Raw genomic sequence first — 17123 nt, forward strand, 5'->3', positions numbered from 1 at the left:
TTATGCTGTAGACAATTTAAGATAAAGAGGGTATTTATATGAAAGGCTTAGCAATTATTAATAATCCGTTCAAAAATAAAGGAACGGCTTTTACCAAGAAAGAACGTGCAGAATTAGGCTTAGATGGTCTATTGCCACCGTATGTTCAGACGATCGATCAGCAAGTTGATCAGACCTATGCTCAATTTGCGACTAAGAGTTCAAATTTGGAAAAAAGATTATTCTTGATGGAAATCTTTAATGAAAATCGAGTATTATTCTATAAATTGTTTAGTCAGCATATTGTTGAATTTATGCCGATTGTGTATGATCCGACAATTGCCGATACGATTGAGAATTATAGTGAATTATTTGTTCAACCGCAAAATGCAACTTTTCTATCAATTGATGAACCGGATTTAATTGAAAGTTCTTTAAAAAATGCGGCTGGTGATCGGCAGATTCGCTTGATCGTTGTTACCGATGCTGAAGGAATTTTAGGCATTGGCGATTGGGGAACCAATGGGGTTGATATTGCTGTCGGTAAATTGATGGTTTATACCGCAGCAGCTGGAATCGATCCTAGCCAAGTTTTGCCGGTTGTGCTTGATGTTGGAACCAACAATCAGAAATTACTGGATGATCCAATGTATTTAGGCAATCGCCATACCCGGATCAAGGGTGATCGTTACTATCAGTTTGTTGATCAATTTGTACAAGCAGCTGAAAAACTGTTCCCTAATTTGTATTTGCATTTTGAAGACTTCGGTCGTGATAATGCTGCTAACTTATTGAATAAATATCAAACCAAACTTACAACATTTAATGATGATATTCAAGGGACTGGAATCATTGTTTTAGCTGGAATCTTGGGTGCTTTAAACATTTCTAAGGAAAAGATGACAGAGCAAAAGTATCTTTGTTTTGGAGCAGGAACTGCTGGAGCTGGTATCACTAAACGAATTTATGATGAATTCTTGCAGCAGGGATTGACTCCAGCTGAAGCTAAAAAGCATTTTTATCTAGTTGATAAACAGGGATTATTATTTGATGATGATCAGACTTTGACCCCAGAACAAAAACCATTTGCTCGTTCTCGCTCAGAATTTGCCAATGCCGACGAGTTGACCGATTTATTAGCAGTTGTCAAAGCAGTTCATCCAACGATTATGGTTGGTACTTCAACTCAGCCAGGTACATTTACCGAGGCAGTTGTTAAAGAAATGGCTGCTCACACTAAACGACCGATTATCTTCCCATTATCGAACCCAACAAAATTAGCCGAAGCCAAAGCTGAAGATTTGATTAAGTGGACTAAAGGCCAAGCACTGGTTGCTACTGGTATTCCGGCTGCTGATGTTGAATACCAAGGTGTAGCTTATCAAATCGGCCAGGCAAATAATGCTTTGGTTTATCCTGGCTTAGGTTTGGGAGTAATTGCTTCAACGGCTAAAGTTTTGAATGATGAAATGATTTCAGCTGCCGCTCATTCATTAGGTGGCATTGTTGATCCAACTCAACCTGGTGCGGCTGTATTACCACCTGTTTCAAAACTGGACCGTTTTTCAGAAACAGTTGCACAAGCTGTTGCGAAGAGTGCGGTTAAGCAAAATTTAACTCGTGAAAAAATTTCAGATGTTACAGCTGCTATTAAACAAACTAAGTGGCAACCTAAATACTAAAAAGTAGAAATATTAAAAAGAGAGTGAATTGGTTTTGTTAGAGAAGATAGATTATAAGAAATTTATTTTACCTGTGATCGTCGGCCTGATTTTGTGGGCCTTAACACCAATTCGACCAACAGGAGTTACTAGCGCTGCTTGGCTGATGCTGGCAATTTTTGTTGCGACAATTTTAGGATGTATTACTAAGCCGCTGCCGATCGGTGCAGTAGCTATAATTGGTTTTACTGTTACAGTAATAACCGGTGTCGTTAAAGTTGATGACGCTGTGGCAGGATTTGGTAATAGCAGCATTTGGCTGATTGTCATGGCATTCTTCATTTCCCGTGGCTTTATCAAAACTGGCTTAGGTCGGCGGATTGCCTTGATCTTTGTCAGAATGTTTGGTAAGAAAACGCTGGGGCTGATGTATTCATTGATTGGAGTGGATTTAATTTTAGCTCCAGCAACTCCCAGCAATACGGCGCGGGCTGGTGGAATTATGTTTCCAATTATCAATTCCTTATCACATTCCTTTGGTTCGGATCCGGAAAAGCATACCGAACGCAAGATCGGTGCTTTCCTGACTTTTGGTGAATTTCATGGAAATATGATAACAGCTGCGATGTTTATGACGGCAATGGCAGCCAATCCCTTAGCACAATCGTTGGCTAAGAGTTCGCATATCCATTTGACTTGGATGGGTTGGTTTATTGCGGCACTGGTTCCAGGAATTATTTCTTTGATTGCAGTTCCTTACTTAATTTACAAATTGTATCCACCGGAAATTAAAGAAACTCCTAATGCCCATAGTTGGTCGGAAGAGCAACTTAAAAAAATGGGAGCCATGAAAACAGCCGAGAAATGGATGGCAGTGATCTTCATTTTGGCATTGGTTTTGTGGGTTCTTGGCAGCACCTTAGCAATTGATGCAACTTTGACAGCATTTATTGCTTTAGCATTGCTGTTGTTAAGCGGCGTTTTAAATTGGGACGATATTTTGCATGAAAAAGGTGCTTGGAATACGCTGACTTGGTTCTCAGTCTTAGTCATGATGGCTGATCAATTAAATTTGTTAGGCTTTATTCCATGGTTAAGCAAATCAATTTCGCATAGCTTACATGGCATGAGTTGGCCGCTGGTTTTAGTAATCCTGATTCTATTTTATTTTTACTCACATTATTTATTTGCCAGTGCTACTGCTCACGTGAGTGCAATGTATACAGCCTTGCTTGCTGTAGCTGTGGCAGCCGGAGTTCCTCCAATGTTGGCAGCATTGATGCTCGGCTTCTTTGGTAATTTGTTTGCTTCGACAACTAACTATAGTAATGGTCCTGCACCAATTTTATTTTCCGCTGGTTATGTAGCGCAAAAGGATTGGTGGCGGTTAAACGCAATTTTGGGTATTTTTTATCTAGTTGTTTGGTTAGGAATTGGAACAATTTGGATGAAAGTTATCGGAGTTTATTAAAAATTTGATATTTTATTTGAAATCGGTTCTTTTTAAAGCTGTTTTAAATGGCAGCTTAACAGAACCGATTTTTAGTAGTAGTTCTTAAATAAATTTGCTTTTTTCTGAAAATTCTAATGTTTATCTTAAGCTTGAGCTAATTAATTTATTTTGTCAGCAAGTCGCTTTATGATGGATGTAGTCAGAAGGGAGCGACTGGTCATGGAATTTTTCAGAGGGCTTAAATATGCAATTTTACCAAGTATTGCCTTATGGGCGCTGGCAATTCTGTTGATTAGACTCATAATACAACTAATATAGATAATTTGATTTTTGAAAAGCAATATGAAAAATTGTAATTAATAATAAAGTAAGAAAAGCTGCGACAAACTTATTGTTTGGTTGTAGTTTTTTGTTTAGCTTGAATTTACTGGTATCAAAATTTTAAAAAAATGAAATCGGTATCAGTAAATGAAGTGGTGAAAAAATGTGCTATTATAGTCTCATGAAAAAAATATTGCTAACTAAAGAAAAGCTTACATTAATTATTTCAACATTATTTTTAGGAGTTGCTGTCGGTTTAAGTTCATTACTGTTAAGTTTATTTCTTGATCTTATTGAGCGGCTGTTTTTAAACTTCAAAGAATCGGCTGCTGTTCCAGCAGCATTGGGAGTTTCAGGAATTCATCGTTTGCTTTCAGTTGTTGTCGGTGGAATGATCGCAGCAATTATTTGGTGGATTATTCGAACCAAGGTCAGACCACCAGTTACTATTGCTAATGGTTTAAAGGGAAAGGAGATGCCTTTTTATCAAACGATTATCCATGTTGCTACACAGATTTTTTATGTTGGAACTGGTGGATCGATCGGTCGTGAATTAGCACCGCGAGAAATAGGAGCAATGATAGCTCAGCACTGGAATCGGTTACTCAAACGCTGGCATCTAGCAGAATTGTCAACAGCGGATCAGCGACTGCTGATTGCCGCAGCAGCAGGGGCAGGCTTTGCAGGAATTTATATTGCTCCAATTACAGGAATGTTGTTTTGTGTAGAAATTTTGTTAAAAAAAATTGATTTGCGGACGATCAGTGTGAGTTTGACCATGTCGGTGATTGCCATGCTGATGGGATCGCTAGTCAAGGGATTTGGTCCATATTATCAAGTTCCAACTACTAATTTTCCGTTATTAATTTTACCGTTTGTGCTCGTAGCGGCACCATTATGCGGTATTATTGGGGCTTATTTTCGTAAATCGTTTAAGTGGGCTGAAGCTCGGCAAACCAAAGATCGGCAAATATTGTGGCAATTGCCATTAGCTGCCGCTTTGACTGGAGCAATCTCTATCTTTTTTCCGCAGATTATGGGAAACGGACGTGCTTTAGCGCAGTTAGCTTTTGATACAACTGGTACAAAATTAGTTGCTGTTTTATTATTTGGAGCCTTAGCTAAAGCGATTGTCACCGTTATTACTATTCGTACAGGAGCAGCCGGCGGTACCTTGACGCCATCAATTTCACTTGGAGCTGCAATCGGTGTCTTGAGTGGCTTGCTCTTTATTAATATCGTTCCACAGCTTTCGTTAGCGCAGTGTGCTTTAATCGGTGCCTGCAGTTTGTTGGCAACGACACAACAAGCCCCGTTAATGGCGTTGTTTATGATCATCGAAATTAGTCATTTATCTTATTCTGCGTTTTTACCACTAGGTTTAAGTGTGATTTTAGCAGTAATGGTCTCGCAATTATTTTTAAAAAAACAATAAGCATAATAAATAGAGTTGAACAAAGGTACCATTTTGTTCAGCTCTATTTATTAGTAGTAATCTGTATAAAGATATCAAATTAACAATTTTATTTTTAAGTTACTTTAATTCAGCATAAGCAGTTGTGAAGCGATCTTTTACATATCCAGCCGATTTTGCTAATTTTTCTTTTTCAGCGGGAGTCAAGTCAAGTTTGATTTTCTTGGCAATACCTTGCTTACTAATGATTACCGGTGACGAGATGTAAATTCCGTATTCCGTATGAAAATATGATACCGGCAATTCTTCGTGTGAATCACTTAAGATGGCATTGACTAAATGAACAGCGGCAGCAGCAATTCCATAATTGGTATAATGTTTACCATGAAAAACAGCATAGCCACCAGCCCGAACAGATTCGTCCAGGGTATCTAAATCTAATTCTTCATTTTCTGCAGCCAAGGCTGTGATGGGTTGATCAAAAACTCTCACAGTTGACCAAGCCGTAAACTGTGAATTTCCATGCTCTCCTAAGTTATAGCCGGTTACTGACCGGGGATCAACTTGTAAAGCTTGACCAACAGTTTTCTTCAAACGAGCTGAATCAAGCAAAGTTCCGGTTCCCATGACCTGATTCTCAGGCAGTCCAGAGAATTTCTGAAAAAGAGCTGCAATCACATCACAAGGGTTGGAAATTGACACTAAAACACCATTAAAGCCACTTTCTTTAATTTTTGTACCAACTTCTTTGGCAGCGGCTTGGTTAAAAGCTAATTCAACAAAACGATCATGCTTAGCATCATCATTTTGTTGTGAAATATTTCCAAGTGCAGATACGATGACGTCAGCATCAGCTAAAGCGGCATAATCATTGACAATAATTTTGGTATGAGCAGACAAATTTGCGGCTGCATCAGCAAAATCAGTTGCCTCAGCGTTTAATTTCAACTCATTTTTGTCAATTAAAACCAGTTCATCAGTTGCACCTGAGAAAATTAAATAATTTGCAATTGCTGTACCAACGTGACCTAATCCAATAACACCGACTTTTCTAGTCATAATAAATCCCCCTATAGTAAATGATTAATCATGCTAATCATAAATTAATAGAATTCTAATTCACAATCTTAATTAAGTCAAGCTTTATTTAAATAAATACTTATTAATGAAAGTGTGATAACTATTTATCTGATATTTTGTTAGAATTATTAGTGAAAATTAATCTTATTCACTGATAGAATGATCAAATCAAAGATTTTTAGCGATTTCATTGAGCAAAGCACTAGAGCATCAGCTGTAATTATATTAAATGAAATCAATTTTATTTTTGACAGAGCTTTAGAGAATAAACTTGGCAGCGCTATTTTATCTGAGAGTGATTTATTTATAATGATTGGTAAATAATTTACCTAGAAAAAACTGGTAAAATAAGGCAAAATAGGTAGCGAACTTATTTTTTGAGGAGCATAAGACTGAAATGAATTCTGATAAAAAGATAATTGCAAGAAAATTTCGTATTTCTAATCGGCACCATATGACGATTCATTGGAAAGAGTTACTGGATAATGCTAAAGTTCCTGCTCAAAAAGCCAGCTTGAAAGAACGTTCGATGTTGGTCGGACGAGTTGGTATTTTGATGCTAGCCTGTGGTACAGGAGCGTGGCGGGTCAGAGAAGCGATGAATAAAGTTGCTCGTTATTTAAATTTGACCTGTTCGGCTGATATTGGTTTGATTTCGTTAGAATACACTTGTTATAGCCCGCAAGGAAATTATTCGCAGTCACTTGCTTTGCCGAATACCGGTGTCAATACCGACAAATTGAATGATTTAGAACATTTTACTAATAATTTTGCTGCTGAGTGTCAAGGATTAACACTCAAACAGATTCATGAAAAAATTGACAAAATTCAACATAAGCCGGGAAATTATTCTCCACTAATATCTGGATTTGCCGCTGCCTTGGCCTGCAGTGCCTTCGTTTTTTTGCTGGGCGGTGGTCTGCCAGAAATGATTTGTTGTTTTGTAGGAGCTGGAATTGGAAATTGGACACGCGTTCAATTAGGCAAACGAAAAGTAACTACTTTAGTTTCTCTAGCGGTAGGGGTCGCAGTGGCTTGTTTAGCTTATTTGTTGGCTTTTCGTATCCTGCAAGTAGGATTTAATATCTCATCGCATCATGAAGACGGGTATATCGGTTCGATGTTGTTTGTAATTCCAGGTTTTCCGTTTATTACCAGTTTCTTGGATATTTCTAAATTGGATCTGCGTTCAGGTTTAGAACGACTGACTTATGCATTGATGATCACAACGATTGCTTCTTTAGTAGGGTGGCTAATTGCGCTTTTAGTTAATTTTCGACCAGAAAACTTTTTGGAGTTGGGATTAAGCCCGTTAATGTTGTTACTATTGCGCATACCGGCTAGTTTCTGCGGAGTATTTGGTTTTTCAATTATGTTTAACAGTTCATACAAAATGGCGACAACAGCTGGACTGATTGGTGCAGTTGCGAATACATTACGTTTGGAGCTGGTGGATTTAACAGCCCTACCGCCCGCAGCTGCAGCCTTTTTTGGTGCACTGACAGCCGGATTGATTGCTTCAGCGGTAAATCGTTCTTTTGGCTATCCACGAATTTCATTAACAGTTCCTTCAATAGTAATTATGGTTCCTGGTTTGTATATTTATCGTGCTGTTTATAATATTGGAATTAATTCGATTGGTCCGGGGGCCTTGTGGATGACACGGGCAATGCTGATTATTATCTTTTTGCCATTAGGTTTATTTGTTGCTCGAGTTATTTTGGATAAAGAATGGCGTCATTTTGATTAAAAAAAAGTAGCGGAATTATTCTTTGTAATATTAAGCTCTTTTTTTGTTATGATGAAAAGTAAGTAATTGCTATTTACAACACATAAGGAGAAGGACAGCTAATTGAAACAGTATCAAAGTGTTTTTGACATTATTGGACCAGTGATGATTGGACCATCAAGTTCGCACACTGCCGGAGCTTTAGCGATTGGTCAGGTTGCTTATAAATTATTTACAGGTCGGCCGCAAAAAATCACTATTCACTACTATGAATCATTTGCAGCGACTCATCAGGGTCATGGTACTGATTTTGCAATTATTGCCGGCAGTCTAGGTTTAAATTGTAACGACCAGCGGATTCTAACTTCAATAAAAGCTGCTCAGGCTGCAGGAATTAAAGTAACCTTTATCGAAGAAAAAATACCTAGCCCGATCGGTCACCCGAACACGGCTTTAATTAAAATGGTAAGTGGCAAACAACGATTGATAGTTTGCGGTTGTTCAATTGGCGGCGGGAAAATTGAGGTTCCACAAATCGAATATGCGAATTGTCAATTGAAATTGGGCGGGATTTTACCGATCGCGCTTGGCAGCTTGCAGGATGTTAAATTTCCTAGTGAATATCAAAAAGTTTTAAAAACTAATAGTTTAGTTCATTCATATGCTCTTTTTCAACAAGATGCTAATCAAGTATTGGTAATTTATTTAAAACGGAATCCGACAATAACGGAGCAACATCAGTTATTGAAAACTTTTCCTAAATTAATCATTTTAGAAGGATGAATAATGTTTAATACGATTAAAGAACTCGTAACGCAATCACAATTGCAAAAGCAGCCATTATGGCAGACAATGTTGGACAGTGAACAGCAAGCGACTAAGCAGCAGGCAAGTGAAATTTGGCAACAAATGCAAGCACGCTATCAAGTAATGAAGACAGCTATTGAGCGGGGCAGCCAAGGTAAAGGTGTGCATTCTCCGACTGGCTTGACTGGTGGTGAAGCAGTCAAATTAAAAAATTACCGCGAAACTCATCAGACGTTATCAGGATCAACTTTTTTAATGGCTGTTCAGGCGGCTGTGGCAACTAATGAAGTGAATGCATCAATGGGAGTTATCTGTGCAACACCGACAGCTGGTTCGTCAGGAACTGTTCCCGGGGTGCTTTTTTATTTGCGGGATCGATTGCAGCTTTCACAGCAGCAATGTTTGCAATTTCTGCTAACAACTGGAGCAGTAGGCTTAGTAATTGCTAATAACGCAATGATTGCTGGCGCGGCTGGCGGCTGTCAGGCTGAAGTTGGCAGTGCGGCGGCAATGGCCGCTGCCGCTGCAGTTGAAGCAGCAGGCGGAACGCCACAACAAAGCAGTGAAGCCATTGCGATCGCTTTAAGTAACTTATTGGGATTGGTTTGTGATCCAGTGGCAGGGTTAGTTGAAATTCCCTGTGTCAAACGAAATGCAATTGGAACAACTGATGCTTTAGTTGCAGCTGACATGGCTTTGGCTGGCTGTACAAGTAAAATTCCCGCCGATGAGGTAATTGCGGCAATGGCAGATATTGGTCGGCAGATGCCAAAACAGTTGCGGGAAACAGGTTTAGGGGGATTGGCGGCGACACCGACAGGCAAAAAAATAAAAATGCAAATTTTCGGGAAAAAATTTCCCGCTGATTTGTAGTTCATATTAAAAAATTAAGGCAGCAGTAGAAGTTGGTTTTGATTGTATGTCTTGATTTTTATTAAAATTAAGATCCGATAATTTTTTTGATTTGATGAGAAATTAGTATTGTTTTATAGCCTGCAAAGGTTATTTTTTGTGATTAGTATTATATTTTTAGTTGTCTGCTATATTTTTGGAGGTGCTTATTTCTAAAGAGATGATGGCTAACTCTAATTGACTGGTATTCGAATTAGATTCACAAAATAGGTGCTAACTTAAAAAAACATTTTAATTTATAAAAAAAAGTTGGTATAATAAAAATGTTTGGCAGTAATTTAAAATTGGGGGTGACTTTTTTGAAAAGAAAACAAACGATTCATCGTCACCATCATCAGCATCGCAGAAAAAAAATTTGGAAATATTTAATTGGTTTTTTAATTTTATTTTTTGCTTTTGATGCTTTTGCGGTGTACAAGCTTTATCATGATGCACGTCAGGCGGCGGATTCTACATACCAAGGTGTAAAGCATAAAAGTACGCGAAATGGGAATGCTGTTATTCAGCAGAAAAAGCCATTTTCTTTGCTAATCATGGGAACAGATACAGGGGAGTATGGTCGTACATATCGCGGCCGAACGGATACAATTATGGTTGCAGTCGTCAATCCAGTAACTAAAACAACAACTTTGGCAAGTATTCCACGTGATACTAAAGTTGCAATTCCAGGACATGGTTTTGACAATAAAATTAATGCAGCATATTCATACGGTGGTACAAGTTTAGCGATGAATACGGTGCAAAGTTATTTAGGAATACCGATTGATCATTATATTGAAATGAATATGAAAGGATTAGTTCAACTGTCGGCAGCAGTTGGACCGGTGACGGTTAATAATGATTTAGACTTTACTAATCTCGGCTATCATTTTAAAAAGGGAAAAGTTACGATCAATAAAGATAATGTCTTAGCTTACACACGGATGCGTTATCAAGATCCTCGCGGTGACTATGGAAGACAGTTGCGGCAAAGATTAGTTATAACGGAATTAGTTAAAAAAGGTATGAAAATCAACAATTTACTGAAGTACCGTAGTATTCTTGATGCTATTTCCAGTAATATGAGAACAGATTTAACTTTTGATCAAATGAAAATTTTAGCTACTGATTATCGTAAAGCAGGAACGATTAAACAACTTCAATTGCAAGGCAATGGACAACAAATTGGAGGAGTGGATTATGAAGTTGTTCCACAAGCAAATTTGGATCAATTGACGCAAAAATTAAAAAACGCACTAGAGATAAAATAGATGTTTAAGGAGAAGTTTGATGAGTGAAGAAACAAATAGTGAAACAGTTATTGATTTACGCCAACTAGGAAGTTTGTTGTGGAATAATATTTTAGGTATTATTGTTTGGGGGATTTTAGGTATTATTTTAGCTTTAGGTGTTTCGTTTCTTTTTATGACACCTAAATATGGTGCAACAATTGACTTATTAGTTAATCAAAAAGTTGATAATAGCGCTTTGCAATATAATGCACAGCAGGCAGATTTGCAAGCTATTAATACTTATAAGGATGTTTTGACTAAGCCGGTCATTTTGAATCCAGTATTAAAACAAATTAAACAGCAGGATAATTATCAGGGCTCTTTGAGTGATTTGGAAAGTGATGTTTCAATTGCCAATGAAACCAACTCACAGGTTATTAGTGTGACGGTTACTGATACAAACGCTTATACTGCAGCTGATTTGGCTAACACGATCGGTCGGGTTTTCAGTTCTAAAATTAAAAAAATGATGAAAGTTGACAACGTTACGGTAGTTACCAAGGCAAAAGCTAATACAACTCCGGTTTCTCCTAAAATCAAATTAAATGTTTTGATTGGTTTCATTTTGGGCTTGTTAGTTGGAATCGCACTGATTGTTGTTCGTGACTTAATGGATACAACTGTTCGTGATGAAAAATTCCTGACAGACGAACTTGGAATAACAAGTTTGGGCTTTGTTAGCCACATTAACAGCCATACTAAACGGCATGCAGTTAATGTTATTGTTTCAGAGGATTCACATCTTAGTCGACGTCGAGTTTAGGAGGACAGTTCAATGTATAATATTTTCAAATTAGGGAAAAAGGCTAAGCCATTATCAACTGATTCAATGGAAAATGGTGTGCATATAATTGCAGCTGTTTCTCCAAATTCAGTTATTTCCGAACAGTTTAAGACCGTTAGAACAAATATTCAATTTTCCAATGCAGATTCTAGTTATCGAACATTAATGTTAACTTCTTCGATTGCTTCTGAAGGTAAATCAACGGTAGCAGCCAATCTAGCAGTGACCTTTGCCAAGCAAGGCAAAAAAACTTTGTTAGTCGATGCCGATATGCGGCGTCCAACAATCAATGCAACTTTTAGTATTAGTAATCCTAAGGGACTGACTAATTTTTTAACTGACCGAGATTTTGATATTAATCAAGCTATTTATGAGACTTCAATTCCTAAATTATTTGTTATGCCAAGTGGTCCGATTCCACCTAATCCGGCTGAACTGCTGGGTTCGAAAAGAATGGATAATTTAATTAAAGCATTGTCAGAACAATTAGATTTGGTAATCTATGATGCTCCTCCAGTGTTGTCGGTTTCTGATGCCCAAATTTTAGCGACTAAAGTTGATGGAACAGTTTTGGTGGTAAGGAAAAACATTGCTGAAAAAGAAGCTGTACGCCGTTCAGTTGGTGCTTTGAAACAGGTAAATGCTAAAATAATCGGGACCGTACTTAATGATGTTGAAAATGCTGGTGGGAGTGGATATTATGGATACTACGGATATGGATACTACGGAAAAAATGACAAAAAGCGGGAAAATGGTTGACCTGCATTGCCATTTATTGCCGGGAATCGATGATGGTTCACCAGATTTAGCTAGTTCATTGGAATTAGCTAAGATGGCTGTCGCTGAAGGGATAACCCATATTTTGGCTACTCCGCATCATTTAGATGGTGACTATATCAATCATCGAGATGATGTTTTTGCGGCAGTTAAAGCATTTCAAAGTGAACTGGATCAAAGAAAAATTCCGTTAACTATTTTTCCAGGACAAGAAGTTCACATTAATGGAGATCTGGCTGAAAAATATGATGATCTGCTGGGAATTGATGAACAAAAAAATTATATGCTAATTGAATTTCCTCATGGGAGTGTTCCAGAGTACGCTAAAAGACTTTTTTTTGAACTAAGGAAGCTGGGAACAACACCTGTTATTGTTCATCCAGAACGTAATCACGGAATTCAAGAAAATATAAATCTTTTGTATGATTTTATAAGCGAAGGCGCTTTAGCGCAATTAACAGCCACTAGTTATATTGGTGGTTTTGGCGATCATGTTCAACAAATTTCGGAACAAATGGTTAACCATCATTTAGTTCAAATCTTTGCTTCTGATGCACATGCGCTTAAGGGGCGCCAGTTTGCTTTGCGGGAAGCGATGTTGAAGCTGCGTGATCAACACGGTCAAGCAATGGTTGACCAGTTTGAGGAAACTGCTGAAAACTTGCTAAATGGATTACCAGTTGTAGCTCATGGATACTCACAGATTGAGGTAAAGAAAAAGAAAAAATTCTGGTTCTTTTAAGTTAAGTGATTTTTAAAATTTTAAGACTTGTTATGACGCCACTGTTTCCGTATACTGAATGCAGTGGTTTCTTTTAATTTACTACCTAGTAAGCTATTATGAAAATCTTCATTTATTTTGAAAAGTTGGTATAAAATGAAAAAAATAAAATTTATTGATCGTACTGTTCTTAAATTCATCTTAGTTGGTGTTATTAATACGGGCGTTGGTATGGCAATTATGTTTGGGTGTTATAACTTACTTCATTGGTCATATTGGTGGTCATCAGCAGCCAATTATATTATTGGTAGCATATTGAGTTTCTTTTTGAATAAGTATTTTACCTTTCAGAATACTGAACACAGTTGGAGACAAGTGTTGACTTTCATTTTCAATATTTTATGTTGCTATTTTTTGGCATATGGTCTTGCCAAGCCTCTAGTTTCACAAGTCTTTCAGAACTTTGATACTTCTTTGCGCGATAATATTGCAATGTTAGTCGGTGCAGTTTTATTTACTGCGCTTAATTATGTTGGGCAAAGATTTTGGATTTTTAAAAAAGAATAATTTATTTATTTTTGGGGGTTGTTACACAATGGAGAACTTGGGGTTGTTGACAATTATTGTACCTTGTTACAATGAAGAAGCAGTTTTACCTGAAACGGTTAAGGAATTGGGCGTGATTTTGCAGAAATTAATAAGTAATGGTGAAATTGCTGCAACCAGCAAACTATTATTTGTTAATGACGGCAGTCATGATAAGACTTGGCAACTGATCACTAATTATGAAAAAAAATATGATTTTGTAACCGGAATTAAATTCAGCCGTAACTTTGGTCATCAAAATGCATTATTGGCCGGCATGACAACGGCGGTTGAATATTCAGATATGATGATTACAATTGATGCTGATCTTCAAGATGACGTTAAAGCAATTTATGAAATGGTTGCTAAATATAATCAGGGATATGATGTGTTGTTTATGGGGTTCGCAGCAAACGACAGACAGATACGTTTTTCAAGCGCCAATCAGCGTTAGCATTTTACAGTTTAATGAAGCACATGGGAGTTGAAATGGTTCCCAATTCATCCGATTATCGGCTAATGAGCAAACGAGCAGTCCAAGCTTTGTTAAAATTCAAAGAAAGAAACTTATTTTTACGGGGAATGGTTCCATTAGTCGGATATCCTTCAGCTAAGGTTTATTATGAGAGAAAAGAAAGATTTGCTGGAGAGTCAAAATATCCGTTAAGTAAAATGTTAAAATTTGCTTTTGATGGTATTTCTTCTTTTTCAACTGTTCCAATTAGGATGATTATGTCACTGGGATTAATTGTTATTCTAATCAGCATAGGTTTATTAGTTTTTACGTTTATTCAGTGGCTTCGAGGCGTCGTTATTTCTGGCTGGTCATCACTAATGATTTCCATTTGGTTTTTGGGTGGAGTTCAGTTAGTTTGTGTCAGTGTGATTGGTGAATATGTTGGCAAAATCTTTAAAGAAACTAAACAACGGCCACGTTTTACGATTGAAGAGGACAACTATACTCCTAAGTTTAAAGAAAATGAGCAAAAATTTCGGGATTGAAAATTCTAAATTGTTTATCTTCGCAGCCTGTAAGGGCTATTTTTTTGTCTAAAATTATGCTTTGGAATAGTCAACATATTTTTGCTGCACTATTTTTTTATGTAAGATGTTTATTTATTCTTAGTAAAGTTTTATAATTACTTTATAAAAGTTTATTATTTATTTTATACTTAACAAGAAGAGGGAGAATGAATGAATTTAAAAAGCAATTATTCGGATGAAAACATTATTGGGGAATCAACCAGACATCATTCCAGATATTATCGGGGAGCATTACATACTTTTATGGCAGGAATGGTTGCAGCCGGAGTTTTAGTAACTTTATCAGCCAACTCGCCAGTGCACGCGGCAACTGATACTGAGGAGAACAGTCAAACTACTGTTGTTTCAGCTTCCAGTAGTTCAAAAGCTGTCAATCAACTGCATTCTAGTTCAGTTAGTGGAATTGAGTCAAAAAAATCGACCAGTTCGTCAAGTTTGAAACAATCACAAGCTTCAACTAGCAAGATAGCTGAAAGTAATAGCAGCTCAAGTAGTTCAGCTGCAACTACTGTGGAAAGTACACATGAAAATGACGATATTTCAAATGCGGTTAATGCTAGCAGTCAAAGTACAATTACGGATCAAAGCAGCAGCCGGAATTCAACTTCAGCTAATTCAATTTCTTCGTCTTCGCAGGCAACGACAACTACAGAGAATGATTCAACCAGTCAGGATAGTTCAAGTGAATCAGCTGCAAATAGTTCAAAAAGTAATTCTCAAGTTTCTTCAGCAAATAAATCTAACTCAGCATCAGTTTCAAACAAAAGGGTTTTAGCAAATACTAATCAAACACCAGATGTATGGCAGATCGGTGATGCCACCCGACCACGTGTTGATGCTGTCGATGTTTCATCCTATCAACAAGGAATGACTCAAAATAATTTTAACGAGTTAAAAAAATTAGGTGTTAAAACAGTAATTGTTAAATTGACTGAAGGGGATTATTATACAAATCAATCTGCTAGTCAGGAAATTACTTACGCGCGCAATGCAGGATTAGATGTTATGGTTTATCATTACGCGACTTTTAATTCGGAAGAAACAGCAACAAATGAAGCTAATTATTTGTTAAAAGAATTAGCAGCGTTGAATTTAGTTAAGACGACACGAATTTTTGCAGATATGGAAAATGGAAAAACTGTTTCTGATAGCTTTAGTAATAATCTACTAAGCTTTTTTAATGTGTTAAATTCGGCTGGTTATACGGATCATGCTGTATACGCTTATCTTAATTATCAATATTTGAATCAAATAATTAATACTGTTGGTGAGAAAAAAGTTTGGTTAGCCCAGTATCCTTATAGTCCATCAGCAGCTAATTTGCTGAATACACAATATGGTGCATGGCAAAATAGTTCAACGGCCGAATTGACTGGTTATTCTGGATATTTAGATACTTCAACTGATTATAACGGATTGCTGAGCTACCAGAGTGTTGAAAATGGTTTTGTTCAGCAAAATTCTAACACTTACTATTATGAAAATAATGCCAAGGTAACTGGTCAAAAAAATATCAATGATCATTGGTACTACTTTGATGATAAAACCGGAGCTATGAAAACTGGTTTTCAGTATATTGCTAACCAAAACAAGACGGTTTACTATAATGCAGCCGGTCAAATGCAATATGGGCAACAAAAAATAAATGGCTACTGGTATTTATTTGATGATAAAACCGGAGCTAGAAAAACCGGTTTTCAGTATATTGCTAATCAAAATAAGACGGTTTACTATAATGCAGCCGGTCAAATGCAATATGGGCAACAAAAAATAAATGGCTACTGGTATTTATTTGATGATAAAACCGGAGCTAAGAAAACTGGCTTTCAGTATATTGCTAACCAAAACAAGACGGTTTACTATAATGCAGCTGGTCAAATGCAATATGGGCAACAAAAAATAAATGGCTACTGGTATTTATTTGATGATAAAACCGGAGCTAAAAAAACTGGCTTTCAGTATATTGCTAATCAAAATAAGACAGTTTATTATAATGCAACTGGTCAAATGCAATATGGGCAGCAAAAAATAAATGGCTACTGGTATTTATTTGATGATAAAACCGGAGCTGAAAAAACTGGCTTTCAGTATATTGCTAATCAAAATAAGACAGTTTATTATATTGCAACTGGTCAAATGCAATATGGGCAGCAAAAAATAAATGGCTACTGGTATTTATTTGATGATAAAACCGGAGCTAAAAAAACTGGCTTTCAGTATATTGCTAATCAAAATAAGACAGTTTATTATAATGCAACTGGTCAAATGTTGTATGGTGAGCAAACAATTAACGGCAAAAGTTATAATTTCAATTTAATAACTGGAGCTCTAAATAAAAAGTAATAGTTTTTAGAGTGTTGTTTTTTAAAATAATTTCGGAAAAGAAGTATAGAATTGCTTCTTTTTTTATGGAATGAAATATCTGGGAAGTAGTCAATTACACAACAATTAATTAAAATTTAAATGTAGCTAAGTAATATCAATCAGATTTCTAATTATAAAATAGTTGTCTATTTAATTTAATTTCATTTGAGAGTATAAAATAGTTTGTGTAAATGAATAAAATCCTATTGAAAAGGGAATCC

At 36.6% G+C, this 17123-nt stretch carries 13 protein-coding genes and 1 pseudogene; 13 read left to right on the top strand and 1 reads right to left on the bottom strand.

Annotation, left to right across the window (positions count from 1 at the left end; genetic code table 11):
• The first annotated feature begins 38 nt into the window (after positions 1-38).
• The 3 genes from FC89_RS12165 (at position 39) to FC89_RS12175 (ending at position 4849) form a co-directional block, all read left to right on the top strand.
• The gene (locus FC89_RS12165; protein WP_057872802.1) at positions 39-1661 is read left to right on the top strand and encodes a malolactic enzyme; all 1623 of its coding nucleotides are present in this window, start codon (positions 39-41) and stop codon (positions 1659-1661) included.
• A gap of 28 nt (positions 1662-1689) precedes the next feature.
• Complete coding sequence (locus FC89_RS12170) at positions 1690-3111, top strand: anion permease (RefSeq protein WP_187329670.1); 1422 nt, start codon at positions 1690-1692, stop codon at positions 3109-3111.
• A gap of 484 nt (positions 3112-3595) precedes the next feature.
• A complete protein-coding gene (locus FC89_RS12175; RefSeq protein ID WP_057872818.1) occupies positions 3596-4849 on the top strand; it encodes a chloride channel protein in 1254 nt (417 codons plus the stop codon).
• A 99-nt stretch (positions 4850-4948) separates the two neighbouring features.
• On the opposite strand, the gene FC89_RS12180 is transcribed toward FC89_RS12175, so the two are convergent.
• On the bottom strand, positions 4949-5887 hold the full coding sequence (locus FC89_RS12180) for an L-lactate dehydrogenase (protein WP_057872803.1): 939 nt from the start codon (positions 5885-5887) through the stop codon (positions 4949-4951).
• Between the two features lie 418 nt (positions 5888-6305).
• Here FC89_RS12180 and FC89_RS12185 point away from each other — a divergent pair, with 418 nt between their 5' ends.
• The 10 genes and pseudogenes from FC89_RS12185 (at position 6306) to FC89_RS12475 (ending at position 16881) form a co-directional block, all read left to right on the top strand.
• Positions 6306-7658 (top strand): threonine/serine exporter family protein, encoded by a 1353-nt coding sequence (locus tag FC89_RS12185; RefSeq protein WP_057872804.1) that lies wholly within the window; start codon positions 6306-6308, stop codon positions 7656-7658.
• Positions 7659-7760: 102 nt separating this feature from the next.
• Positions 7761-8420 (top strand): serine dehydratase beta chain, encoded by a 660-nt coding sequence (locus tag FC89_RS12190; RefSeq protein WP_083485503.1) that lies wholly within the window; start codon positions 7761-7763, stop codon positions 8418-8420.
• A 3-nt stretch (positions 8421-8423) separates the two neighbouring features.
• Positions 8424-9317: an L-serine ammonia-lyase, iron-sulfur-dependent, subunit alpha gene (gene sdaAA, locus FC89_RS12195; RefSeq protein ID WP_057872805.1), complete on the top strand. Its 894-nt coding sequence runs from the start codon at positions 8424-8426 to the stop codon at positions 9315-9317.
• Positions 9318-9619: 302 nt separating this feature from the next.
• Positions 9620-10606: an LCP family glycopolymer transferase gene (locus tag FC89_RS12200; protein WP_057872806.1), complete on the top strand. Its 987-nt coding sequence runs from the start codon at positions 9620-9622 to the stop codon at positions 10604-10606.
• A gap of 19 nt (positions 10607-10625) precedes the next feature.
• Positions 10626-11390, top strand: coding sequence for a YveK family protein (locus FC89_RS12205; RefSeq protein ID WP_057872807.1), 765 nt, complete (start codon positions 10626-10628; stop codon positions 11388-11390).
• A gap of 12 nt (positions 11391-11402) precedes the next feature.
• Entirely contained in the window at positions 11403-12170 is a 768-nt protein-coding gene (locus FC89_RS12210; RefSeq protein ID WP_057872808.1) for a CpsD/CapB family tyrosine-protein kinase, read from the top strand.
• Positions 12112-12930 (top strand): tyrosine-protein phosphatase, encoded by an 819-nt coding sequence (locus tag FC89_RS12215; protein ID WP_083485504.1) that lies wholly within the window; start codon positions 12112-12114, stop codon positions 12928-12930. Before FC89_RS12210 ends, FC89_RS12215 begins: the two co-directional genes overlap by 59 nt.
• 135 nt (positions 12931-13065) lie before the next feature.
• Positions 13066-13476, top strand: coding sequence for a GtrA family protein (locus tag FC89_RS12220; RefSeq protein WP_057872809.1), 411 nt, complete (start codon positions 13066-13068; stop codon positions 13474-13476).
• A gap of 28 nt (positions 13477-13504) precedes the next feature.
• Positions 13505-14496: pseudogene (locus FC89_RS12225) on the top strand (glycosyltransferase family 2 protein).
• Between the two features lie 192 nt (positions 14497-14688).
• Positions 14689-16881 (top strand): GH25 family lysozyme, encoded by a 2193-nt coding sequence (locus FC89_RS12475; protein WP_083485505.1) that lies wholly within the window; start codon positions 14689-14691, stop codon positions 16879-16881.
• Positions 16882-17123 lie beyond the last annotated feature (242 nt).

This window comes from Liquorilactobacillus ghanensis DSM 18630 (genome assembly GCF_001435235.1).
Lineage (GTDB): Bacteria > Bacillota > Bacilli > Lactobacillales > Lactobacillaceae > Liquorilactobacillus > Liquorilactobacillus ghanensis.